General features: G+C 47.1%; 25 protein-coding genes and 1 riboswitch. Of the genes, 11 read left to right on the forward strand and 14 right to left on the reverse strand.

Annotated elements, in window-relative coordinates; translation table 11 throughout:
• Position 1 precedes the first annotated feature (1 nt).
• The 4 genes from KNP93_RS13375 to KNP93_RS13390 all read right to left on the reverse strand — a co-directional run bounded on the left by KNP93_RS13375 (position 2) and on the right by KNP93_RS13390 (position 3,650).
• A complete protein-coding gene (locus KNP93_RS13375; protein ID WP_131503227.1) occupies positions 2–559 on the reverse strand; it encodes a nitroreductase family protein in 558 nt (185 codons plus the stop codon).
• 89 nt (positions 560–648) lie between these two features.
• Positions 649–1,185 carry a hypothetical protein gene (locus KNP93_RS13380; protein WP_214855732.1) on the reverse strand — a complete coding sequence of 179 codons (537 nt, stop codon included), beginning with the start codon at positions 1,183–1,185 and terminating at the stop codon, positions 649–651.
• A gap of 122 nt (positions 1,186–1,307) precedes the next feature.
• Positions 1,308–2,981 (reverse strand): DHA2 family efflux MFS transporter permease subunit, encoded by a 1,674-nt coding sequence (locus KNP93_RS13385; protein WP_214855735.1) that lies wholly within the window; start codon positions 2,979–2,981, stop codon positions 1,308–1,310.
• A gap of 12 nt (positions 2,982–2,993) precedes the next feature.
• Positions 2,994–3,650, reverse strand: coding sequence for an HlyD family secretion protein (locus tag KNP93_RS13390; RefSeq protein ID WP_214855738.1), 657 nt, complete (start codon positions 3,648–3,650; stop codon positions 2,994–2,996).
• 195 nt (positions 3,651–3,845) lie between these two features.
• Between KNP93_RS13390 and KNP93_RS13395 the strand changes: the two genes are divergently transcribed.
• The gene (locus tag KNP93_RS13395) at positions 3,846–4,475 is read left to right on the forward strand and encodes a TetR/AcrR family transcriptional regulator (RefSeq protein ID WP_131503231.1); all 630 of its coding nucleotides are present in this window, start codon (positions 3,846–3,848) and stop codon (positions 4,473–4,475) included.
• 41 nt (positions 4,476–4,516) lie between these two features.
• Here KNP93_RS13395 and KNP93_RS13400 read toward each other — a convergent pair whose 3' ends face one another.
• Positions 4,517–5,608, reverse strand: a complete 1,092-nt coding sequence (locus tag KNP93_RS13400) for a GGDEF domain-containing protein (RefSeq protein ID WP_251138826.1) — start codon at positions 5,606–5,608, stop codon at positions 4,517–4,519.
• 189 nt (positions 5,609–5,797) lie between these two features.
• On the reverse strand, positions 5,798–6,247 hold the full coding sequence (locus KNP93_RS13405; protein ID WP_131503233.1) for a MarR family winged helix-turn-helix transcriptional regulator: 450 nt from the start codon (positions 6,245–6,247) through the stop codon (positions 5,798–5,800).
• 174 nt (positions 6,248–6,421) lie between these two features.
• Positions 6,422–6,606, forward strand: a riboswitch (Lysine riboswitch).
• Between the two features lie 134 nt (positions 6,607–6,740).
• Here KNP93_RS13405 and KNP93_RS13410 point away from each other — a divergent pair.
• The 5 genes from KNP93_RS13410 to bcaP all read left to right on the forward strand — a co-directional run bounded on the left by KNP93_RS13410 (position 6,741) and on the right by bcaP (position 12,570).
• Positions 6,741–8,219 (forward strand): amino acid permease, encoded by a 1,479-nt coding sequence (locus KNP93_RS13410; protein WP_131503234.1) that lies wholly within the window; start codon positions 6,741–6,743, stop codon positions 8,217–8,219.
• A 128-nt stretch (positions 8,220–8,347) separates the two neighbouring features.
• A complete protein-coding gene (locus tag KNP93_RS13415) occupies positions 8,348–8,530 on the forward strand; it encodes a hypothetical protein (protein WP_131503235.1) in 183 nt (60 codons plus the stop codon).
• Positions 8,531–8,599: 69 nt separating this feature from the next.
• Positions 8,600–9,547: a peptide-methionine (S)-S-oxide reductase MsrA gene (gene msrA, locus KNP93_RS13420; protein ID WP_131503236.1), complete on the forward strand. Its 948-nt coding sequence runs from the start codon at positions 8,600–8,602 to the stop codon at positions 9,545–9,547.
• A 67-nt stretch (positions 9,548–9,614) separates the two neighbouring features.
• The gene (locus KNP93_RS13425) at positions 9,615–10,904 is read left to right on the forward strand and encodes a DUF2252 domain-containing protein (protein ID WP_214855741.1); all 1,290 of its coding nucleotides are present in this window, start codon (positions 9,615–9,617) and stop codon (positions 10,902–10,904) included.
• Between the two features lie 232 nt (positions 10,905–11,136).
• A complete protein-coding gene (gene bcaP / locus KNP93_RS13430) occupies positions 11,137–12,570 on the forward strand; it encodes a branched-chain amino acid transporter BcaP (protein ID WP_131503238.1) in 1,434 nt (477 codons plus the stop codon).
• Between the two features lie 59 nt (positions 12,571–12,629).
• Here bcaP and KNP93_RS13435 read toward each other — a convergent pair whose 3' ends face one another.
• Both KNP93_RS13435 and KNP93_RS13440 read right to left on the reverse strand, forming a co-directional pair.
• A complete protein-coding gene (locus KNP93_RS13435) occupies positions 12,630–14,288 on the reverse strand; it encodes a glycerol-3-phosphate dehydrogenase/oxidase (RefSeq protein ID WP_214855744.1) in 1,659 nt (552 codons plus the stop codon).
• A 34-nt stretch (positions 14,289–14,322) separates the two neighbouring features.
• Positions 14,323–15,291, reverse strand: coding sequence for a Gfo/Idh/MocA family oxidoreductase (locus tag KNP93_RS13440; protein WP_131503240.1), 969 nt, complete (start codon positions 15,289–15,291; stop codon positions 14,323–14,325).
• A gap of 55 nt (positions 15,292–15,346) precedes the next feature.
• Between KNP93_RS13440 and KNP93_RS13445 the strand changes: the two genes are divergently transcribed.
• The 3 genes from KNP93_RS13445 to KNP93_RS13455 all read left to right on the forward strand — a co-directional run bounded on the left by KNP93_RS13445 (position 15,347) and on the right by KNP93_RS13455 (position 17,184).
• Positions 15,347–15,616: a DUF5327 family protein gene (locus tag KNP93_RS13445; RefSeq protein WP_214855747.1), complete on the forward strand. Its 270-nt coding sequence runs from the start codon at positions 15,347–15,349 to the stop codon at positions 15,614–15,616.
• Between the two features lie 57 nt (positions 15,617–15,673).
• Positions 15,674–16,324, forward strand: coding sequence for an SDR family NAD(P)-dependent oxidoreductase (locus KNP93_RS13450; protein WP_131503242.1), 651 nt, complete (start codon positions 15,674–15,676; stop codon positions 16,322–16,324).
• Positions 16,325–16,446: 122 nt separating this feature from the next.
• Entirely contained in the window at positions 16,447–17,184 is a 738-nt protein-coding gene (locus KNP93_RS13455; protein WP_214855750.1) for a thermonuclease family protein, read from the forward strand.
• A gap of 48 nt (positions 17,185–17,232) precedes the next feature.
• On the opposite strand, the gene KNP93_RS13460 is transcribed toward KNP93_RS13455, so the two are convergent.
• The 4 genes from KNP93_RS13460 to KNP93_RS13475 form a co-directional block, all read right to left on the reverse strand.
• Entirely contained in the window at positions 17,233–18,204 is a 972-nt protein-coding gene (locus KNP93_RS13460) for a cation diffusion facilitator family transporter (protein ID WP_131503244.1), read from the reverse strand.
• A 36-nt stretch (positions 18,205–18,240) separates the two neighbouring features.
• Positions 18,241–19,026: a glucose 1-dehydrogenase gene (locus KNP93_RS13465; protein ID WP_131503245.1), complete on the reverse strand. Its 786-nt coding sequence runs from the start codon at positions 19,024–19,026 to the stop codon at positions 18,241–18,243.
• A gap of 18 nt (positions 19,027–19,044) precedes the next feature.
• Entirely contained in the window at positions 19,045–19,896 is an 852-nt protein-coding gene (locus tag KNP93_RS13470; protein WP_188005401.1) for a GRP family sugar transporter, read from the reverse strand.
• Between the two features lie 136 nt (positions 19,897–20,032).
• Positions 20,033–21,661 carry an ABC1 kinase family protein gene (locus tag KNP93_RS13475; RefSeq protein ID WP_214855753.1) on the reverse strand — a complete coding sequence of 543 codons (1,629 nt, stop codon included), beginning with the start codon at positions 21,659–21,661 and terminating at the stop codon, positions 20,033–20,035.
• Positions 21,662–21,826: 165 nt separating this feature from the next.
• On the opposite strand from KNP93_RS13475, the gene KNP93_RS13480 reads away from it, so the two are divergent.
• Both KNP93_RS13480 and KNP93_RS13485 read left to right on the forward strand, forming a co-directional pair.
• Positions 21,827–22,438 (forward strand): trimeric intracellular cation channel family protein, encoded by a 612-nt coding sequence (locus KNP93_RS13480; RefSeq protein ID WP_012369125.1) that lies wholly within the window; start codon positions 21,827–21,829, stop codon positions 22,436–22,438.
• Positions 22,435–22,803 carry a DUF423 domain-containing protein gene (locus tag KNP93_RS13485; protein WP_012369126.1) on the forward strand — a complete coding sequence of 123 codons (369 nt, stop codon included), beginning with the start codon at positions 22,435–22,437 and terminating at the stop codon, positions 22,801–22,803. Before KNP93_RS13480 ends, KNP93_RS13485 begins: the two co-directional genes overlap by 4 nt.
• Before the next feature lie 153 nt (positions 22,804–22,956).
• Here KNP93_RS13485 and KNP93_RS13490 read toward each other — a convergent pair whose 3' ends face one another.
• On the reverse strand, positions 22,957–23,106 hold the full coding sequence (locus KNP93_RS13490) for a hypothetical protein (RefSeq protein WP_012369127.1): 150 nt from the start codon (positions 23,104–23,106) through the stop codon (positions 22,957–22,959).
• 93 nt (positions 23,107–23,199) lie between these two features.
• Complete coding sequence (gene hemQ / locus KNP93_RS13495) at positions 23,200–23,976, reverse strand: hydrogen peroxide-dependent heme synthase (RefSeq protein ID WP_131503248.1); 777 nt, start codon at positions 23,974–23,976, stop codon at positions 23,200–23,202.
• Positions 23,977–24,292 lie beyond the last annotated feature (316 nt).

Here is a 24,292-nt window from a genome sequence, read left to right on the forward strand (position 1 = left end):
TTTAGAAGTGCGTTAACTTGTCACGTGCAGCCGTTCGTTTTTTCAGTGGTGGAATCAAGGCAGGCCAGCCGAATTGAATGACTCCTGCGACACGTTCGCTTTCTGAAGCACCGATCATTTCAGCATATTCCTCCGTGAACCAATGTTTTCCGCTTTTCCAACAACAGCCTAAACCCAGTTCAGTCGCGAGGAGTTGAACGTTTTGAATCATGGCGGCGGTCGCGAGCAAATCTTCCATCTGCTGATCTTCTGTTCCTTTTACTTCATACAAAACAGTCAAGTAAACGGGGACCTCAGCAAATTTTTGACGCATCATCTGACGCTGTTCATCTGTTTTTTGATCCAATTGCCCCCGCTGGGCAAGCAAACGCATCAATTGATCGACATACCGGACTTGGCTTTCTTCATTCGCAAGGACAAATCGCCAAGGTTCACGCAATTTATGAGTCGGGGCGTAGATGGCAGCCTCGAGAATTTCTTCAATCATTTCATTTGGAATCGGTTGATCGGTATAAGCACGGACGGACCGTCGTTCTAAAATCAGTTGTCGAGCGTTCATATTGATCATCTCCTGACGTAAGTACTCTTAGAATATAATTGATAACGATTATCATTGTCAACGGTTAATTAAAAAAACGCTGGTTTGAATCAGCGTTTTTCAGATGAAGAAGCTATTTTTTTCTTGAGTTGGCGAATCCGGAATAAAGCAAACAAGTAATGTGCAAAATAGAGTGTGAAGCCGAAGAAAACGGCCATCATCACGTTAATCTGTACGCCGGGTACGACTGTCAAATTCACGTACAGGAACACACCCATCGAGCATGTATAAAGGGCGGCTTCCAGTAATTGCGGCATCATCCGGTTTTTTTTCAGGAAGAACGAACGGATAATCGGCAGGATGACGAAGCTGACGAGCCGATCGAGCAGACCGATGACAAGTATGCTGATGATGATGGACAAAGGTCCGGCGAAGTATAATAAGTTCGGAAATAAGACGTAAGAAACAAGCAATAACGGTCCAATTAACAGGAAGATGGACACGGACGCCCGGAAAAAGATAAATAGACTATTGATACTGATTAAAAAGGCACGTGTGACCTTTTGAGACCAGGATGAAGGGCGTCCGACTTGCCAGGCAAAACAGCAGGCAAAGATGAACGCATAAAATTGCAGAAAGGCAACCATACAGCATCTCCTTTTAGATATGAAACTCAATGACCCTAGTGTAGCGATTTTAGGAAAGAAGTGCAAAGGCAAACAACTAAAAACCCGTTGACGATGTGCCGTCAACGGGTCCTGGAAAAGTCTTAATCGAGATTCGGTTCTTTTTTTCCATGCATGAAAAGCGACAAAATCAGGGCAACAGCAGATAAGACGGTAGCCACCCAAAAGGCATCCGTGATTCCACTGATTGTGGCTTGTTTCGTCAACTGCGTCATCCAGCTGACAGATGCTGCTTGCGGACTACCGAGCTGTTGTCCAAGCTCATTCAAATGCTGTGAAAGAGTTGGATCAAGTGTCGTAAACTGATTGGCATCATCTGCGAGATGAGCCGTTGTTTGCCGCGTCATGACTGTGACGAGAATCGCTGTCCCGATTGACCCGGCAACCTGGCGCAACGTATTTTGTGTTGCATTCCCATGTGGAATCATCTTCATCGGCAAGGCGTTCATACCGGCGGTCATGATCGGCATCATGATGAAAGCCATTCCGAACGACCTAAGCATATAAATGCCCATGATCGAATTGTAAGAGGTATTCATATCGAGTTGTGTCAATTCCCACGTTCCGTAGGTCATTAACGTCAATCCGAAAATAGCGAGCGGTCGGATGCCGAACCGGTCAAATAGTCGACCGGCAATCGGACCCGTGATTCCCATGATCAATGATCCGGGTAATAACAGGAGACCGGAATCAACCGGTGAGAAACCGCGAATACTTTGCAAGTAAATCGGAAGCAGAAGCATCCCGCCGAACAACGCCATCGTGACGATGATATTGATGAATAGCGTGAACGAAAACTCCGGTACTTTCAACACACGGATATTCAACATCGGATCATCCATTGAAAGTTCGCGAAGGGCGAACGCTGCGATTCCTAAGATACCGATCAGAATCGTGCTGATGACAAGCGGGCTGTCCCACCCGTCATTACCGGCTTCACTGAAGCCGTACAATAGACTTCCAAAACCAATCGTGCTGAAGACAACACCAAGTGCATCGAATTTCGGTTTGGATAAAGGCTGAACGAGTTTAAACCAAGCGACACCCAGTAAGAGTGTCAGAAGACCGAAAAAGGCCATTCCGTAAAACATGACATGCCAATCGTAATTCTGAATGACATAGCCGGTAATCGTCGGACCGATTGCGGGAGCAAGAATCATCGCGATTCCGAGCATGCCCATCGCTGCTCCACGTTTATGCGGCGGAAACAGCGTCATGAAGACGTTTGAGCCGAGTGGCATCAAAATACCGGCACCGGCTGCTTGTACGACTCGTCCGATCATCATGACCGGAAAGTTCATCGCCATCGAACAAATGATGGAGCCGAAGAAGAACAATGTCATCGAAACGAGGAACAGTTGACGAAACGTATAACTTCGCATCAAAAAGGCACTGATTGGAATCAAGATACCATTGACGAGCATGAATCCGGTCGTCAACCATTGTGCCGTCGAGGTCGAGACGTTAAAATCATTGATTAAGACAGGTAAAGCGACATTGATCAACGTTTGATTCAAAATCGCGATGAACATCCCGATCAAGAGAACCGTCAAGACTTTTGGAATACTGATATCTGCGGTCGCTAACGGCGTCCGCTCTTGCACTTGCGGTGCAGGCGTTACAGGAACGTTATCGAGATGGTCGGGCACGGGAACATCACCGGCCACGGCTGGACGTGCACGCCGGACAATCAGGTTGACACCGATGATCGTGACAACCATAAAGGCAATGTATCCAAAGAGGAAGGTCGTAGACATAGACGTCCCTCCTTAATCCTTATGAATGCGGACGGTCACATTCATACCAGGTCGAATGTCGAGTGATTTTTCTTGTGAAAGCGAAACTTTTACAGGAATGACTTGCGCAACTTTTGTATAGTTGGCCGTTCCGTTTGAAGACGGCATCATCGAAAATGTTCCAGCCGTCGTCATACCGATTTGTTCGACTTCACCGGATAACGTCGTGTCTGGATAGCTGTCCACGTAAACATCGACGGTTTGTCCGACTTTAACTTCATCGATCTCTGTTTCTTCGACGTTTGCTGTTACCCAAAGCTCATTTAAGTTAAAACCATAAGCAAGTGGTGTTCCTGCACCAACGACGCCGTTTTCTGTCGCCATCGACTGAACGACCGTTGCTTTAGTTGGCATAGAGACAGCCGTGCTGACCGGTTTTTGACCAGCTTGTGCCATCATGACGTGACCTAACGTTGTGTCACTGTCGAGCGTTTGACCTGTTTTTGCTGTCCAGTCCATCAGTTTACCGGCACCGGGACTTGCGATTGTAATCATTTTTCCGTCGATCTTGGCATTGTCTGTTTTCACATAACTTGTCGCCTGATCGTAGTAGTAATAGCCGATCGCGCCTCCACCGATTAAAACAACCAGTGTCAAAATGTTAATCAATAATACTTTTTTCATGTTCATGATATGAAATGCATCCTTTCTTTCGTGTACTCTGAGTTCCCCAGTCGTAACATAAAAACTACTCCTCTGGGGGAGGAGTAGTTAATATAGTTAATTATATGGAGAAGGAATCAACATACAACCGACAATTTCCGACAAAGTGTTGGAAAAGTCGATGAGAACGGATACAATATCAAAAAAAGGTGGTTCCAGTAGATGAATCCAGGGCAAGATCCACGACCAAAGCGGTCACGTGACCGTATTACAAAAGAATTGTTTCGTTTGCTTGACCATCATCCTTTTTCAACGATCACAGTCAAGATGTTGACGGATGGGGCGGCTGTCAATCGATCGACGTTCTATGCACACTTTACAGATAAATATGATTTGATGAATCAGATTGTAGACGATCATATGCGGCTTCTTGTGGAAGCGATCCGGATTCAAGGAATCACATCACCGGACTATCCATCGCTCGAACGGGTCAGCCGCTATTTCGAACGGCTTTTCATCCATATTGAGCAACATGAACAATTTTACCGGACGATGTTGTTGAATGGTCCGGTAAAAACGTTCATTTCGCGCTTTTTGGATACGTTAAAAGAAAACTATCAACGTGTGTTTGAAGCACATGCCGTCAATGAAACCCAATTGGTTGATCGTGATTTATTATTGAACTACGTGATCGGTGGACAGCTCGGACTATTGATTTCCTGGTTACGAAACGGTCGTCCTTATTCAGCGGCCTATATGGCGGACCAGCTCAGCCGGATGATTGTTTTCGGAACAGTCAAAAGTATCGGTTTTCCGGAACAATCGGCTGGAACAGTAGAAAAGAATACCTAAAAAAGACTGCCCTTTCACCGAGTGACGGGAAAGGGCAGTGATCAGGCTTGTTCGAGTTCCAGTTTTTTGGTGTAATTCGTACTCCGATTCCGTCCGCTGTCTTTCGAATGATACAATGCCTTATCCGCCTGCTGTAAAGCCTCAAGAGACGTATGCGAGCTGCTGGAATGTGCAATACCCAGCGAAATCGTAATCTGTAAGTCAGGGACCGCCGTCGTCGGGAACAGATTTCGTGCGACCGTCGTCCGGGCAAGCTCAGCAATGTTTTTCGCATCGACGAGTGATGTATTCGGGAGAATGATTAAAAATTCTTCGCCCCCGTAACGCCCGACTAAATCATCCGGCCGTGCCAGTGATGCTAATGTCGTACCGAGTTGCCGTAAAACATCGTCTCCGGCATCATGACCGTACGTATCGTTGACGTGCTTAAAGAAATCAATATCAATCAAGACAAGCGAATACCCGTCTTCTGCTGAACCGACAAGGGACAAGGAATCATCCAGCCGGCGCCGGTTAGCGAGGCCCGTCAAGGCATCCGTCATGGCGAGCTTTTGTTGATACTGGATGTTTTCAAAGTGGCGTCGCAACTCTGTCAACAGGTGATAGGTCACAAAACCGGCAATCAGGTTAAAAAATATGTAAGTCAGTGATATTTCGATGAAGGTCGTCCAACTGCTCGTCAATAGATAGATGGCCGGCAACGAATAGAGAATACCGATCCCGATCATCAGTTCGAAGTTCCAGAAGGTCATCCGGATGTAGCGCCGGACGATGGCAATCGTCAGGATGAACAGTGCGATGACGATTGTTGACAGGATGGCAGCATCGATTTGTTCGACAGGCGTCAGGGCAAAACGTGTTGCGATAATCATGGTGCCGGTGACGAGTGCACTAGGTAAGCCGCCGAACATCATGGCAATGACGATGGGGACAATTCGTAAATCAATCCGGGCGACATCGATCTGGATGCTGTTGAACATCAAGAGTACAGAAATCAATCCGGCGATGAAGCCTAACACGAGTCGGATGTTCAGATTCGTGTTCGGTGTAATCCGCGGGTGATTTCGAAAAGGTAGAAACAAAAGAGTGATCGTTGTAAACAGTAGACAAAAATTGATGATGAAATTATTCATGATGGACAACAAATCCTCCCAGCTCCTCGTAAACGCATTTCCAATAAGATAGTTCTAGTATACCCATTTTAATAACGGCAAGAAATGGAAAAATGTTTAGGGAAACATGGCAAGTCGAAAAAAAAGACAAAGTACACAGTCAAGTGAACTTTGTCAGCGAAAAAAATAAATATTTTTTTAAAACAATTTTTAGGAAGAAACAGCCTCTTCATCCATCGTTAAAAGGATCTTATCGAAGACCTGGACCATCGCATGAAGCTCTTCTTCGGTGAGTGTACCAAAACGGTCTTGGAGATATTTCCGGCGGACGATTTCAAGTTCGCGGAAAGCGGCTTCACCTTCGGCCGTCAATGCTAAAACAATCGATCTTCTGTCGTCCGTCGAACGCGTCCGCGTGACGAATCCGGCTTTATACAGACGATCAGTCAAAGCCGTTACCTGACTTGTCGCAAGCTCAAACTGTTCTGCGAGTAGAGTCGGACGTTGGGGACCATTTTCGGACAGGCTGCGCAAAATGAAAAATTCACTCCGCGTCGCGGTTCCTTCAAACAGTCGGTTGAGTTCGCGGCGTAATGTCCGGAGAATGACCCGCATTTGTTCCTCTAATCGATAGGTCAGTTGATCACGTTCTTGTGGCATTCAAGCAACATCCTTTCTCTCGGTTAACTTCTATAATTTAGTGTACTAAAAATTACGGAATTTTACCACGGATAGCGGGAATTTCAAAAAAAGAATTGACAATTTGAAGACGTTTTGTGTAACATGACGAAGTAATAACGAAATTATAACTAACTTAATTAGTTCTCACTCAACCAGTGGGATGGAGGTTGCAGTTCTTATAAGTACAGTCACGGATGTCGTCAAGCGGCAGATGAGGTGACTGAAAAGGAAGAATTGCCGAAATCAATCATCGCTTTGAAGATGATCGATTGGGATTAGATCGAACAGGTCTAATACTGTCACAGGTCAGATCTGACTTGTGGGGAGCTATCTTTCACGACGGTAGAATGGGGCGCATCCTTTTTACTATGTTGCGTTCTCATCTTCCTTCTGGAAGGTGAGGGCGCTTTTTGTTTTTTTTCGATTCAAAAAGTGTCCTCTCAAAAATTTAAAAAAGAGAGAAGCGAATAAGATGAATACTTTACAACCCCAAAGAAAACTCGATTCAACTGAAGAAGGATTAAAACGCGGTCTGCAAGCCCGTCACATGTCGATGATTGCGATTGGCGGAGCCATCGGAACCGGTTTATTCATTGCCTCCGGTGCGTCCGTTGCAGCTGCCGGTCCGGGCGGTGCCCTGTTATCGTATGCGGTCGTCGGATTGATGGTGTACTTTTTAATGACGAGCCTTGGTGAGATGGCCGCTTACATGCCGGTCGCCGGTTCCTTCTCGACCTACGGTGCGAAGTTCGTTGATCCATCGTTTGGTTTTGCACTCGGTTGGAACTACTGGTACAACTGGGCAGTCACGATTGCCGTTGAACTCGTTGCGGCCCAAATCGTCATGACATACTGGTTCCCGGATGTTCCAGGTTTTTATTTCAGTGCCATCTTCTTGTTACTGATGATTGGTTTAAATTACTTCTCCGTTAAAGGATTCGGTGAAGCCGAATACTGGTTCGCGATGATCAAGGTCGTCACAGTCATCATCTTCTTGATTGTCGGAGTCGCGATGATTTTTGGTGTCTTCACATCAGAAGCGCCGGTCGGCTTTAAAAACTTTGCATTAGGTGATGCACCATTCGTCGGAGGCATTCCAGCCGTTATCGGTATCATCTTGGTCGCCGGTTTCAGCTTCCAGGGAACCGAACTTGTCGGAATCGCGGCAGGCGAATCCGAAGATCCGGAAAAAAACGTCCCGAAAGCTGTTAAACAAGTCTTTTGGCGGATTCTTCTCTTTTATGTATTTGCGATTTTTGTCATCGGCATGTTGATTCCGTATACAAGTCCGAACCTGGTTTCAAACGATATTACCGATGTAGCAGTCAGTCCGTTCACACTTGTTTTTGAAAAAGCCGGTCTCGCGTTCTCGGCAGCATTGATGAACGCCGTCATCCTGACGTCTGTTTTATCAGCCGGGAACTCCGGGATGTACGCATCGACACGGATGCTGTACACATTGGCACGCCAAGGTGACGCGCCGAAAATGTTCGCACAAGTCTCGAAAAACGGTGTTCCCCGTAATGCCTTGCTCGCAACTGGGGCAATCGGCGCACTTTGCTTCCTGACATCGATGTTTGGCGGACAGGTCTACCTCTGGTTGTTGAATGCTTCCGGGATGACCGGTTTCATCGCATGGCTCGGTATCGCGATCAGCCATTACCGTTTCCGTAAAGGATTCCTTGCGCAAGGTCATTCACTCAGTGACTTGCCGTACGTTGCACCTGCTTTCCCGTTTGGACCGCTCTTTGCCTTCGGACTTTGTTTCCTTGTCATCGTCGGTCAAAACTATGCCGCATTCCTCGCGGATCAAATTGATTGGGTTGGAATCGCCGCGACATATGTCGGTATTCCGTTATTCCTTGCTTTCTGGTTAGGTCATAAATTTAAAAACCGGACATCGGTCGTTCCTTATTCAGAAATGGAATTCCCGAAACATCCGCGTTCGTAAGGTAAAAGTCGATTCCGTTTCAAACGGAGTCGGCTTTTTTTGATGGATGTTGAAAAAGAAATAATCTAGAAAAGCATATCAAACAGTAAAAAATCGTATAAGATAAAAGAAAAATGGAGGCGACCTCAGTGAACTATTGGTATCACTTTAAACGGGCATTCATCCCGATTGCGATTTTGCTTGTGACGTTAGCCATCTATCAGATGCTGTACCGTATGAATAACATATGGTATTCACTCGGTGGATTGATTTTAGTATTTGCGGCGATTTATTTTGTCATGCGCCGTCTAAAAGCGAATCCTGAAGAGTGACTGAGCAAGATAGTAGGGTAGTGGCGCGGAACGCGTTAAAATAGACCTATACAGAGGAGGGGAAGCTAGATGGCAAAAGCAATATTCGCAGGTGGCTGTTTTTGGTGCATGGTCAAGCCATTTCATAAATATGATGGCGTCGAACAAGTCATTTCCGGTTATACAGGTGGTCATACAGAAAACCCGACTTATAAAGAGGTCTGTTCTGAAACGACAGGACATTTAGAAGCGGTGGAAGTGACGTATGATCCGTCTGTCATTTCATACGATGAGTTACTTGAAATTTTTTGGCGGCAAATCGATCCGACGGACGGCGGCGGACAGTTCAATGACCGTGGTCAATCGTACGAACCGGCAATTTTTTATGTCGATGAAGAACAAAAGCAAGCCGCAGAACGTTCGAAAGCGGCGCTGGACGCCTCTGGACGTTTTTCACGTCCTGTAGCAGTCGACATCCGTCCGGCAAACCCGTTTTGGCCGGCAGAAGAATACCATCAGGATTATTACAAAAAAAATCCGTTCCGTTATCAGATGTACAGTGTCGGATCGGGACGTGCCAAGTTCGTGAAGGAAGCCTGGAAGGATCAGGGAAAAGAACAGGAACTGAAACAACGTCTGACGCCGATTCAGTATAAAGTTACGCAGGAAAACGGGACGGAACCGGCTTTCCGTAATGAATATTGGGATGAGGAACGACCGGGACTTTATGTTGATATCGTCGACGGGACACCGCTCTTTACGTCAAAAGATAAGTTTAACTCGAACTGCGGATGGCCGAGCTTCGCCAAACCTATTTCCGAGGACAAGATGGAAGTGGAACTCGATACGACACACGGCATGACACGGACAGAAGTCCGTTCCGCGAATGCAGACAGTCATCTTGGTCACATCTTTGATGACGGTCCGACCGAGCTTGGTGGTCTCCGCTACTGCATCAATTCGGCAGCACTCCGGTTTATTCCGGTAGAAGAGCTTGATTCGGCAGGATATGGGGAATATAAAAAACACTTCGAATGAAGTCAACAGGCAGGCAGCAAAGCGGATTCGTTTTGCTGTCTTTTTTCTAGAAAAAGGAGGGTTTTGTATGTTTACACAAGTCTATGAAGAAATTCGACAGCTGACCATCGCGAAAGTACTGGATTTTTACGATCATGAAGTCCGTGGACTGGATGAAGCAGCACGGCAAACGAAGTATCAAAAGATGAGTACCAGCCCGTTTCTCTTTTTCCGCGGCAGTTCACATTTGTTTTATTATGATGTGACACGGATTCCGCTCGGATTTGATACGCCCCCTGAGACACCGACCTGGATTCAAGGTGATCTCCATTTTGAAAACTTCGGGGTTCATGGTAATGCCAAGGGTGAAATCATTTATGACGTCAATGACTTTGACGAAGGGTATCTCGGTTCTTATCTGTACGATTTGATTCGGATGGCGGTCTCCGTCCAATTGTTTGCGGAAGAAGCGGGGTATGATGCAGAGCCAGCCATTGCAGCCTACATTCAACATTACTTAGATGACTTACGCCAATATGCCAAAGGGAAAAATCCAAGCAAGGTCTGCTTTACGATCGACAACACGAAAGGTCCGATCCGTAAACTGATTAAAAAAGCAGAGAAAAAGAAGGCGGAATTACTGGGAGAACGGACGACTGTCGTCGATGGACAACGTCAGTTCACTGATTTACCGGATATGAAGCGGCTGGATGCCTCGACTTATGCAGCAATTGAAGCCGTTTGGCCGGAATATATCGCAACGATTGATCCTGAAGATCGGCAAGAGGACGGATTCTATGACATTAAGGATATCGTCTATAAACTCGACAGCGGAACGGCTTCGATCGGTCTTGAGCGGTATTATATTTTGGTCGAAGGAAAAGGGGGAGAGCATGAAGACTTGATTCTTGAGATGAAGCAAGCCCAGTCTTCTGTGCCGTCCTTGTTTGTCCCGGTGTATTTGCAGGAGGTTGAGACGGTTCACCAAGGTCGCCGGATTATCACGTCACAAAAGGCCATGCAGGCACATGAGGATCCGTATCTCGGTTATGTGACGATGCAAGAGAAAGAATATTATGTAAGGGAACGCTCTCCATACAAAAAAAAGTTGAAAGCAAAACACATTAAAAGCCAGGATGACCTCGAAAACGTCCTTTCGATTCAAGGTCAAATTACCGCCAAAATCCATGCACGGGCCGACATGGATGCAGGAATTGAGATTGATGTCTTAAACCATCATGCGGACGTCGTCATCATCGAATCGATTGGGGTATTGGATACAGAATTCACCCGTCAAATTCAACGGTGGTCGAGTGCCTATGCAGCACGGACAACGCTTGATTTCCAAGTGTTTTTAAGTTGGTTAGCTACTCGTTAAACACTATTTTCGAAGAGCTTTTTTTTAGACAAAGATTCCTTCTGAATACCAGTTCATACTGGGCTGAGAAGGGATTTTTTCATGCATTTAAAAACATGTAAGCGAAACACAATTTACAAATGGGTCTAATGACCTATATCAATTTATCTGAAAACTTCGTAAATTTTGGATTAAGTAATTGCAAAACATTTTTTGTAATTCGAACTAAACATACAACAGGGGGAGTATCATCATGAGTTTGACGCGGAAAAAAGATGTTTCCGCTATGATTGCTGCGAGTCAGCGTAACAATGGACTTGCTCGAAATCTTGGCGCAATGGATTTAACGTTTTTAGGAATTGGCGCCATCATTGGTACGGGAATTTTCGTCCTAACCGGAACAGGAGCATTGACAGCAGGACCTGGTCTTATCGTCTCATTCATTTTATCTGCCATTGCCTGTGGGTTAGCGGCACTCGCTTATGCGGAATTCGCTTCGACGATTCCAGTCAGTGGTTCCGTCTACACGTACACGTATGCAACGATGGGAGAAATCTTTGCCTGGATCATCGGGTGGAACTTGATTTTGGAATATGGACTCGCCTCCAGTGCCGTTGCGGCAGGGTGGTCAGGTTACTTCCAGTCGTTACTCGGTGGATTTGGCATTCATATCCCGACAGCACTCTCAGCAGCTCCCGGGGCGGTAGAAGGCGCAAAAACGTTCTTCAACTTACCGGCTTTCCTGATTTTACTTGCCATTACAGCCCTGTTATCGATGGGGATTAAAGAAACAAAACGTGTCAACAACATCATGGTTGTCATTAAACTGGCAGTTGTTGTCTTGTTCATCGTCGTCGGTGTCGGCTATGTTGAACCAACGAACTGGGCACCATTTACACCTTTCGGATGGGGCGGCGTCTTCTCTGGAGCAGCCATCGTCTTCTTTGCTTACATCGGTTTTGATGCCGTCACATCGGCAGCAGAAGAAGTACGTGAGCCACAAAAGAACTTACCACGTGGTATCATCGGTTCTCTTGCGGTCTGTACAGTCCTTTACGTCATCGTAGCGGCTATCATGACAGGAATCGTCCCGTACCAAAAATTTGCGGGCGTCGATCACCCGGTTTCACTCGCCATTCAAATGGCAGGACAAAACTGGGTCGCCGGTTTCATCGATTTAGGTGCCATCCTCGGGATCACAACCGTTATCCTCGTCATGACATACGGAATGGTACGTTTAGCGTTCGCCATCTCACGTGACGGAATGTTCCCGAAAGTATTCTCGGAAGTACATCCAAAATACAAAACACCGTTCAAAGCAACATGGATGATTGGTCTTGGTAGTGCGACAGTCGCAGGACTCGTTCCACTCGATGTCATCGCAAACCTCGTTAACATGGGGACACTCGCAGCATTCGTCTTAATCTCTGTTGCGGTCTTGATCCTTCGTAAAACACAACCGGATCTTCCTCGTGCATTCAAATGCCCGGGAATGCCTTATGTGCCGATCGCAGCGATCGCTTCTTGTCTCTTCTTAATGTTCAACTTGAAACTCGAAACATGGATTGCTTTCTTCATCTGGCTGGCGATTGGACTTGTCCTGTACTTCGCCTTTGCCCGGAAGAACTCGAATCTGGAACCAGGAAACATGCCGGCTACTGAAATCGCAGCTGCAGACGAAAAATAAAAAAATGCGATCCCGTGAAGGGGTCGCATTTTTTTGTTGTAAGTCAGAAGTATAGTGAATTAAGAAGGCAGAGAGGTCTTGATCCGAACCGCATCGAACTCACGTTGGATGCTGGCATTGGCTTTAGCTTCTTCTTCTGCCGACCATCCAAGTTCGCTTCGCATTAAAGCGAGAACACCGTCGGCATATTTTTCTGCATTCGGGAAATCGAAGAAGACGGCAGAGGCGCGGCGATTCAAGAAATCACCCGGTTGCATGACGAGTTCTGCTTCCATTCCGTATAACAGTCCTCCGAACCAGTGAAGGGGAAGCTGATAACGCTCCGCTTCACTGCCGCGCGAGCGAATTAATTCAAAGACACGTTCGACATCCGTTCCGTAACGTTGAATCAGCCATGTCGCTTCCTTCGGAGACAATCCGAGGGCTTCACCTTTAGGTTGCTGTTCTTTCAAGTAACGGGCAAATCCTTTACTGCCGTCAGGATGACCGCCGCCGAGTAAAATATCGTGTGTCCGGGACGCGAGATAAATCCGGTTCTCCTCCTCCTTGAACTGATCGGCGACCATATCGATGATTCGTTCTGCCATCTTCCGGTACCCCGTCAATTTTCCGCCGGCAATCGACATCAAGCCGGATTTCGAGACGAAGATTTCATCTTTACGCGACAGTTCACTCGGATCTTTGCCGTCTTCGTGAATCAACGGACGTAAGCCGGACCATGTCGATTCGACGTGGTCAGGGTGCAAATCAACGTTGAACATCTGATTTGTCGCATCCAAGATATAGTCCCGGTCTTCTTCTGTCACACCAGGTTCGAGAATGTCACCCTGATAATTCGTGTCCGTCGTGCCAACATAAGTTTTTCCTTCGCGCGGAATCGCGAAAATCATCCGTCCGTCCACCACATCAAAGTAGACGGCTTGTTGCAACGGGAAGTGAGCTTGGTCGATGACGAGATGAATGCCTTTCGTCAGATGAAGCGACTTCCCTGATTTCGAGCCGTCCTTTTCGCGTAATTCATCAACCCACGGACCGGTCGCATTGATGATTTTTTTCGCACGAATCGTATAAGTCTTGCCGGTTAAGACGTCCTGTACTTCAACACCGACGACTTTTCCGTTGTGGTAGACCAGTGACTCAGCCTTCGTATAGTTGACGGCACGTCCACCGTATCCGACCGCCGCTTTTAATACTTCGACCGTCAAGCGGGCGTCATCCGTTTTGTATTCGACATAACGTCCGCCTCCGACAAGGTGTTCCGATCGTAAAAGCGGTTCGTAGCGAAGCGTTTCTTCTTTAGATAACATCGTCCGTCGTTCATGGCGTCGGACGCCTGCCAGTTGATCGTAAACCCGCAGACCGATCGACGTCGAAAAATTGCCGAATGTCCCACCTTCGACAAGCGGTAACATCATCCACTCAGGTGTCGTGACGTGCGGTGCATTTTCATAAACAATCGCCCGTTCTTTCCCGACTTCTGCGACTAACTTGATTTCAAATTGCTTTAAATAACGTAAGCCTCCGTGAACAAGTTTCGTCGAGCGGCTTGATGTGCCTTCTGCGAAATCCTGCATCTCAATCAATCCGGTCCGCATACCCCGGCTTTGAGCATCGAGTAAAATCCCTGCACCTGTAATGCCGCCACCAATGACCAATACATCGAGCAATTCCTGTCCCATCTCTTCTAACCATGCGGTTCGTTCCGTACTTGAAAACATGCATTTTCCCCCTGTTCGTCTGAAGTGGATTATTTTATTCTACTTCTATCCATGTACCCTCTTTTACACTTTTTTGAGCACAATCAATAATTTTCATGACGAGCAGAGCTTGTTCCGTCGTGACGGCAAGAGGGGCCTCATGACGTAAGGCCTGCGCTAAATCATGATAGTAGTCGGCAAAACCAGAAGCGACGAAAGGACGTTCCTCGAGAGGCTGTTCAGGTCTTCCCCATGTGTACGTCGAGCGTTTCGTATCCACACTGTCGACGAAATAACTCGCTTTCGTCCCGTGGACGGCAAGCGAAGGACCGGGAGCCGGAACAAGTGAGCCGATATGCAAAACAGCGCGTCGTGTTCCGAAAGCCAGAATCAGGTGCGTATAGTCTTCGACCGGACCATCCGGCCGCTGAATCGTCTGATCACAAAAGACACGATCCGGTCGTTCGCCAAATAATATCAGGGCTTGATCAATTAAATGAGAGCCTAAATCATAAAGCAGACCGGCACCCGGGACGTCCTGTTCCCGCCAGCGTGCCCGGACGGTCGGACGATAGCGGTCATAGTGGGCTTCGAAGGTCTGAACGACGCCCAGTTCGTCGGCTTGCACCAGTCCGAGCAACGTTTGGAAGTCTTTTGTATAACGGCGGTTATGGTAAACTGTCAGTAATCGATTTTGCTGACGCGCAAGATCCGTCAGCTGTTCGGCTTCCGTCAAGGTGACGGTAAACGGCTTCTCGACAAGGACATGACAGCCGGCAAGTAACGCTGTCTTGGCGAGGGGATAATGTTCAGCATTCGGTGTCGCGATGACGACCAGTTCAATCGTTTCAGCAGCTAACAACGCTTCAAGCGAAGAATACACCGGCACATCCGGATAACGGGCGGCGACTGCTTCCGGACGACTGGACTGAACTGCAACAAGTTGATAATCAGGTGGTGTAAGATACGGGGCATGCAGGTGTTCGCCGGCAAGTCCAAAACCAATTAAAGCAGTACGAATCATGGAGGACACTTCCTTTTCGGTTAATACATTCAATCTATCATATGAGGTGAGCAAGATGATTACAGAACAACAAGTCATTGAAAAAATGCGACAGATGATGGCAAAAATTGAGCAATCGAACAGTTCGTTGCAAATCGAATACGTTGCGGCCATGAAAGCCTATTGTGAGTTGCTGCTCGAACAACCGGCGACAGAACAGACGATCCGTCCGGTCATGACTCCGGCAACCGAACAGCAAAAGCCGGAAGTCGATCCGATGCTGGCCCGTTTTATGGGAGTTGCCCAGGAAAAAGAAGAAAAAGGACCTTCCTTACTCGATTTTTGAGTAAATCAAATCAATTGTGGGAATAGGGTAAAAGGAAAAAATAAGGGGGAACAGATCATGAAAACAGTCATCGTCATTGGCGCCGGCCCAGGAAACGGAGCCGAAATCAGCAAGCGGTTCGGTAAAGAAGGCTTTCAAGTCGTTTGTGCCGCACGAACACAGGAAACATTGGCAGCCGTCATCACAGAACTGAAAGAACAAGGCATCGAAGCCGTTGGGGTTGAATGTGATGCCTCACGCCGCACAGATCTCGAATCACTCGTCGAATGGACAAAAGACCAATACGGACAAATTGATGTCCTTGTCTATAATGCCTCAATCCTGCATCAAGCGTCCGTACTCGAGGTATCGGCTGAACAGATTACAAAAGAATTTGAAATTGATGTCCTTGGAGCGTTGCATGCCGCGCAAGTCGTTGCACCGGATATGGTGGCACGAAAAGACGGAGCCATCTTGATTACCGGCGGCGGAGCAGCACTGAATGCGATTAAATCCTTACCGGGTTTATCGATTGGGAAGGCCGGTGTCCGTCAACTGACGCATATGTTGCACGACACGCTAAAAGACGACAATGTCTACGTCGGGACCGTGACGATTGCCGGAGAAGTCAAACGTGGAACGGCACTTGATCCGAAAAACGTTGCCGAAGCCTTCTATACGCTGTACACGAATCGCACCGATGTCGAAAAAGTGCTCGAAGCAGACTGATCAGCCGTCAGCCTCGGCAGAACGGCATAGGATGAAATGAACTTCAGGCAAGATGGGAATGGGCAAGCGTCGACGCTGATGTCGACGCTTTTTTGAATCGAATGAACGAGGGGGACGAGAATATGAAACGATGGTTCACCCAACTGCTTCTCATCGTCAGCATCATCAGTTTGACCGGATGTGCGCTGGATTCAGAGACATATGAACAGATTGGCATCAAGCAACCGGATGAAACAAAAGTGACGGAAGCCACCGTCGAGCGTGTCATCGACGGGGATACGGTGAAAGTCCGGCTACAAAACGGTCAAACGGAAGATGTCCGTTTTTTATTGGTCGATACACCGGAAACCGTAAATCCGGAAAAGCCGGTTCAGCCGTATGGTCCGGAAGCCTCCCGTTTTACGAAAGAGGCATTACCGGTAGGGAGCGACATCCTGCTTGAACGGGATCAGTCAAAGACAGACCGCTATGGGCGATTGCTCGCTTATGTCTGGTCAGACGGCAAGATGATCAATCAGGAACTGTTGCGAAAAGGCTTGGCCCGGGTCGCGTATATCTATGAGCCGGATACCCGGTATGTCGAGACTTTTCAAGAAATTGAACAGGAAACAAAAGGGCAACAGGCAGGCATCTGGCAGACAAAAGGGTATGCCACTGATCGGGGATTTGATACCTCGGTCATGAATGGGACATCGGAAGAGTCAGCGGACTGTGCCGACATCAAAGGCAACATTAACCGCCAAGGGAAAAAAATCTACCACATCCAAGGGGGACGTTCATATGATGAGGTGAACCCGGAAGAGATGTTTTGCAGTGAACAGGAAGCAAAAGAGGCCGGATTCGTCCGGGCGGCGAATTGACTAAAAAAGCAGGAACATCCCCAAAAGGACGTTCCTGCTTTTTTTGTGTTAGGGCTGTGTCGGTGGCTGATAGTGTTGAATCTTATCATCTTCATCAAAAGAAATTGTAACATCCGTGATCCCTTTTAGAATCCGAATCTGCAATTCAAGGCGGTCTTTAATATCGTCTGCTTGAGCAATCGTCAGTTCAGGATCCACTTCAATCTCAATTTCGACGTGGAAGTGATCTCCTTCTTTGATGACTTCAAGTTTTTCGATATCACGTACGTCCGGATCACGCATCAGGATTTCCCCGATTTTTGCGGTTAAGACTTCATCAATTTCACCGAGCGCACCGGCAGCATTTTGAATGAAGACATTATAGACGACATAGAACATCATTAAACCGATCAATATCGAAGCGATTCCTTCTGCCTGATAAAACGACGTATAATGTGAAATCAAGACAGCGATAATGGCGATGACACCACCGAGCGTTGCGACCAAATCTTCCATGAAGACAAGCCGTGTCGCCGGTTTTGCCTGCGATAAGTTAGCAAAACTTTGACCGACCAGCGTCAGGCCACGGGATTTTAATCCGGTCTCATGGGCAATCTCAATCATTGCTTTGTAAAAGACACCGATTTCAAGTACGACACCGATTCCAAGCGCAGTCAGGATGATCCAAAGACCGCTTGTTTTCTCACCCGGTGCATGCAGGATGTGCAGGATACCTTCACGAATCGTTTCGTAGGCAAGAATGGCGACAACAAGAATGGCGGCAAGTAAAACAAGGTTGACGAGTCGACCGAATCCGTTCGGGAACCGTTTGGTCGGTGCTTTTTTACTTAATGCTGATCCGATATAAACAAAAAACTGATTGGCTGCGTCACCGATGGTATGCATCATTTCTGCAAACATGGCGATATTACCCGTCAAGATGTAAGCAACGAATTTTATAATGGCGATAATGGTATTGACGATTGCAGCAGCGAGAGCGGATTTATTTCCGCGCCTGAGCAGAGTAAAAAAATTCGACATGAGGGTTCCTCCCTTTAAAGAGCGGAAACGCGGGAATTACCCGCGTCCAGCTTGGAATGATGGATAAAGTGTCATACCGCCGTCAGCAAACAGAGTAATCCCCGTTACATAACTCGCTTCGTCCGAAGCAAGCCATGCTGCGACTGCAGAAATTTCTTCCGGCTTCCCGATATTACCCATCGGAATCATGCTTTCGACGTCAGCACGTTGTTTCGGATCCTCGAATTTCTCGGCATTGATGGGTGTATTGATTGCACCCGGTCCGATTGCATTGATGCGGATACCTTTTGGTGCATATTCCATTGCAAGCGTCTGAGTCATCAGTTTGACGCCACCTTTACTTGCTGCATAATGGACGAACGTCGGCCATGGAATGATTTCGTGGACGCTCGACATATTGATGATGTTTCCTTTGACGTTATGCTCAACAAAGTATTTGAGTGCTTCGCGGGCACCGAGGAAGGCACCGGTTAAATTGACATCGATGACTTTTTGCCAGTCTTCAAGTGACATTTCATGCGAGGGTGACGGCATTTCAACACCGGCATTGTTGACGAAAACATCGAGCTGTCCGAAGTGATCGACCGTTTCTTTGACGAGGTTGATCATGTCCTCCTCTTTTGATACATCCCCTTGAACGGTGATGGCTTCACCGCCGGCTTGGATGATGTCATCGGCAATTTTCTTGGCTTCTTCCGGATGACTCCGGTAGTTGATGACGACACGCATGCCTTCTTCCGCATAACGGCGAATGATGGCTTCACCGATTCCCATTGATCCACCTGTGACGATAGCGACTTTACCTTTTAGACTGTTATACATAACATGAATTCCTCCTTATTATTGCTTCGTAAATCCAATCATGATCCCACCGACGACGACTAAGATACAGCCGATAACGACGAAGGTCATTTCTTTTTTTGTTTTTGCTTCTTTTAGCAGGACGACACCACCGATTGTCGAGATGACGACACCGGTTTGTGACAGTGAAAAGCTGGTGGCGACACCGACCTTGGCAGTTGCAAACAACAGGGCGATGTTACCGACTGCCCACATGAGACCACCAATTGTATTACCGGCTGTTTTTTTCGTAAACAAGTTTCCTTTTCTTAAAGATAAAAGGATGGCACTGATGACCATACCGATGGCCTGCGGCAAGACCGCTTCCCAACCGTTGATGTTGAACCAACGGGCGATGACGACATAGCCGACGTAACCGACAGTTGAGATCAGGAGTAACAGTAAACCTTTTCCGATATGTTCATCCTGTTTGCTTTTATCTTCTTTATAAGAAGTGAAAGCGGCACCGGCAACGATCAAAACGAGTGCACTGATACCGAGGATCAAGGCGGTTCGGTTTGACCATTCGCCAAAAGCGAGGACACCGAACAATGACGTCCCGACGAGTTGCATCCCGGTTGAAATCGGCATCGTTTTTGAGACACCCATCTGTTTAAAGGCAGCAAACTGATTCATTTGACCAAGTGCCCAAAAAGCACCGGAGAAGAATCCAGCCACCCAGGCAGTCGTCGAAAGTTCAGGACTGACGAAAAAGAACGTAATGATGGCAAACGCTAACGCCCCAAGTGTTGTTCCGATAATTTGTTGTTCCGTCGAACCGCCGATTTTAGAGACGACTAATGGAAGTGTCCCCCACATCAAGGCAGGTACGAGCGCGATTAAGATATCAATCAAGTGTTTCACCTCTTCTAAATTTCTTTCTATCTACTTGAAGATGTACCCCGGGAACAGATCTGAAAAACATAGAAGAATGAAGAAACATTATTTTAAAATAAAAAAACGTCCTCTTACAAGGACGTTTTGGTGATTATTTAAACGGTTCATCAGCAATCCGGACGATTTGTCGTCCGATGCGTCGACCGTTCCATAAAGCAATGATGGCAATGGTCAGTGAAATTCCCATCAAATCGTAGTGGGCGAGAAAATAGCCGGTGTAGCTGACCGGCAGGCTGACGATTCCGACAAGAGAACTGGTCCACTGACGGATTTTCAACGACTCCATGTTAGCGACACGGGAAAACTTCTGTTGTTCAAACAGACGCCATCTTGTCGGTTCACTTAAGGCATCGTTGACGAGACGAGGGAAGGCAACTAATCGTGCGCCGTAGGAAGCGGCGATTTGCAAGTAACGGTTTTGGTTTTTCCCTTCTTCGTCGAGCCATCTCCGGACCATCGGCTTAGCAAGATCGAGTAAATTGATTTTCGGTGATAAGATTTGTAAGATACCGAGAATCGTCGAGGCCGCACGACCGAAAAAGGCAAATTCTGCCGGAAGTTGGATTGGTTCGTTTCGGACCAGTAATTCAATATCGGATAATACTTTTTCAATCAACTTCGTATCAACGTTCTCCATGTCACTCTCAAGATAGAAGGTAACGGCTTTTTCGATCGCTTGACGGATGTTTTGTTTGTTGGCGTTTGGTAATAAAAAGCGTAAGTCTTCGAGTCCGTCGACAATGGCATCGTAATCGAGCGTCACGAAGGACTGGAGAATACGTTGAATGGCCCGCATATCGTCGGCTGTCGTCGCACCGATCATCCCGAAATCGAGTAAGACGATCCGACCGTCACTTTGGACAAGGACATTACCCGGATGGGGATCGGCATGGAATTTACCTCCGAACAATAACTGTTCTCCGGCATTCAGGAACAGGTTTTGGGCCAGTTCATCGCGGTCGATGTTATGTTCCGCTAAGTAATCAAGATCCGTGATGCGTGTGCCTTCGATCCATTCCATGACAAGAACGCGGTTGGTACAGTGTTCTTCAAAATAATCGGGAATATAGATGACAGGATTCGTTTCGTACATTTTCTTGAAGTACAAACCGTTTTTCAGCTCAGTCCGGTAGTTCAGCTCATCTCCGATGACGAACACCATCTGACGGTACAGACTTTGTAAATCGGTTGATTTATTGAGTGACGTCCGGCGGAGCATCGCAATGACGAGCCGCATCGCCCGGAAATCGGTTTTGATGATTTGATCAATGTTCGGCCGTTGAACTTTGATCGCTACTTTCCGGCCGTTTGATTTAAGAGTTGCGCTGTAGACTTCACCGATTGAAGCAGAGGCAATCGGCCGGGGGGAGATGTTATCGACGATGTCTTCGATCGTCGTTCCCCAGTCTTCTTCGATGATTTTCCGGGATTCGCCGAGTTTACTGGATGGAACTTTGTCGACGAGTTCCGTCAGCTCCATCAAGACGGACGGGGGAAACAGGTCGGCCCGAATCGACAGGAACTGCCCCAGCTTAATGAGGAGTCCTTCGAGACGAAGGGCTTTTTTCTTATAGTCACGCGCAATCGTAATCATGATGCGCTCAAATTCTTCATTATTCGTACCGGGTCGGTTCTTCCGGGTGAATCGATAAATCGTCCAAATGTAACGAGCGAACATCGTTACGATGATGAAAATCCGATAAAGCGCCCAACGTTTCATGCCTTCACCTAGCTTCCTGTACAGTTTGTTTCAGTATAGGTTACTTTACCTAAAAACGTCACTTACAAACGGTTGAATCGGTGACAGAAAAAATAAGCTTGCCGGAATCAAAAAAGAGCGTATAGTAAGTATTGGAATTTCTAATGGGAAAGGTGAAATGTGCGTATGTCCTGGGACTTATTAAATATCATTGGAACGGTTGCGTTTGCGATGAGTGGCGCGATTGTCGCGATGGAAGAAAAGTATGATTTGTTTGGTGTTTGGCTGCTCGCTTTAATCACGGCCTTCGGTGGTGGTGCCATCCGTAACCTGTTGATTGGTGTCCCGGTTTCTGCGCTCTGGTCGCAAGGCGGATTGTTTTTAATCGCGATTTTAGTCGCTTTGTTGATTTTCATTTTGCCGCAATTATTTTTACCGCACTGGACGCGATGGGGCGTGCTTGCTGATGCCCTCGGTTTATCCGCCTTTGCGATTCAAGGAGCTTTGATGGCTTCTGCGAAAGGTCTGCCGTTATCGGCAACCATCTCCGCAGCAGTTTTGACAGGTGTCGGTGGTGGTGTCATCCGCGATTTACTCGCCGGACGTAAACCGCTTGTCCTGCATAAAGAAATCTATGCGATGTGGGCCGTCATGGCAGCACTCGTCATCGATCGGTTCGAACTGACGAATCCACTCCATTTGTTCACATTACTCGGACTGATTACGATTTTACGTATGCTATCCTATTATTATGAATGGAATTTACCAGCACGACGTTTAGGGGGAGACAAAGAATGAAGATTTTCATCATGATTGGAGCATTATCGATGATGCTCGCCGTAGCACTTGGTGCGTTCGGTGCCCATGCCTTAAAAGATATGTTATCGGAGCGGATGCTCGCGAACTGGCAGACGGGTGTGTTATATCAAATGGTTCACTCGCTTGGAATCCTCGCACTTGGCGGGATGTTATTGAAAGTATCAATTTCCCAGTTCTCATTAGCCGGTTGGTTGATGCTTGCCGGAATCGTTTTCTTCTCAGGAAGCCTGTATGTGATGGCGCTGACAGGTGTGACGAAACTCGGTGCTGTGACGCCGATCGGCGGAGTCCTGTTCATCGCAGCATGGATTTTCGTTGCCATCGGGGCGTATAAAGGATTGTAAAGACAATAAGGATCTACTCGCTTCACGTGACTCACACAGAGAAACGTATGAAGCGAATAGGTCTTTTTTTGATATGTGAATGTCTACAAAAAACCGGTGAACAGACAATAATTGTCTGTTCACCGGTACGATAGAGCGACAAAAGCAAATGCTTTAGCGCTTGGCAGGTTGTGTTTTGTTTAGCTTCGATAATGCTTGCTCATAGCGGTCCAGTACGCGTTCTGCGACTGGCTTTAGCTCTTTTGAAAGCACAGCGAATTGCAATTCACGCGATCGTGTTGATCGGTTCATAGCATTCCCCATGGTAATTCCTCCTTCAGGTACAAATCTGACAGTTTTTGTGGCCGCAAAGAGTATATTCCCGCAGGGTTTTCCTATGAAACGTGATTTAGCAGATTAAAGTGCGAAATGTGCTTCAATATCCGCTGTTTCGAGGCGGTTACCGATAAAGAACTCACCGAACTCACCGTATTTGGCACTGACTTCGTCAAAACGCATTTCGTAGACGATTTTCTTGAACTGCAGAATATCGTTTGCGAACAGCGTGACGCCCCATTCCCAGTCGTCGAATCCGGTTGATCCGCCGATGATTTGCTGGATCTTCCCGGCGTAGCTCCGACCGATCATCCCGTGGCGGTACATCAGTTCTTTTCGTTTCTCCATCGAAAGCGTATACCAGTTGTCCCCGTCGCGGCGTGACTTGCTCATCGGATAGAAACAGATATGCTTCGATTTTGGCAGGATTGGATAGAGACGGTCGCGGACGTATGGATTTTCGTACGGGTTACCTTCTCCGGATCCGCGGTATGTGCCGAGTTCGACAACAGAGACGTACGAATACGTCGGAATCAGGTAGTCATATAAATCAAGTTTTTGCATCTTCACTTCGACGTCTTGAATGTCTTCCATTGTCGGACGAAGGACCATCAGAACGAGATCCGCTTTTTGACCGATGATCGTATAGAGGGCGTGACTGCCTTCTTTTTGTTCTTCGACTTGTGCGAGTTCGCCTAGGAATGCCTGAAACTCCTGTACCATCTTCATCCGGACAGAAGCGTCGACCTGCTTTAGACGGGCCCAGTCAATCCGGCGGAAATCATGAAATGTATACCAGCCGTCGAGTGTTTCGGCAGCTTGTTGTGTAACGGTTGGTTCGGATGATTGATGTTGCATGAGAAAACCTCCTGAATCTGTAGTAGTAACGTGTTAATCCATGTTCAATCTTACCATATCTTTTTGTTTTTCCCGTAAGAAAACGGGTTCGATCTTCAGGCGTCACCGACATAGAAAAACAGAAAGCAGGGTATGAAGTAAAAGGGTGTGAGAAACAGTCTCTCTTTTTTTCTGTACTATATTAAAAAAGATACTGTAATAGTATTCGAAAAGTCAGGCGTCAGAATGAAAAACACACTTTTTTGCAAATTGTTTTAACAACGAAACAGAACTGTGTATAATGAACAATGGAATGGAATAACAACAGAAACCGACA

It is taken from the genome of Exiguobacterium sp. s166 (assembly GCF_018618855.1).
Classification (GTDB): domain Bacteria; phylum Bacillota; class Bacilli; order Exiguobacteriales; family Exiguobacteriaceae; genus Exiguobacterium_A.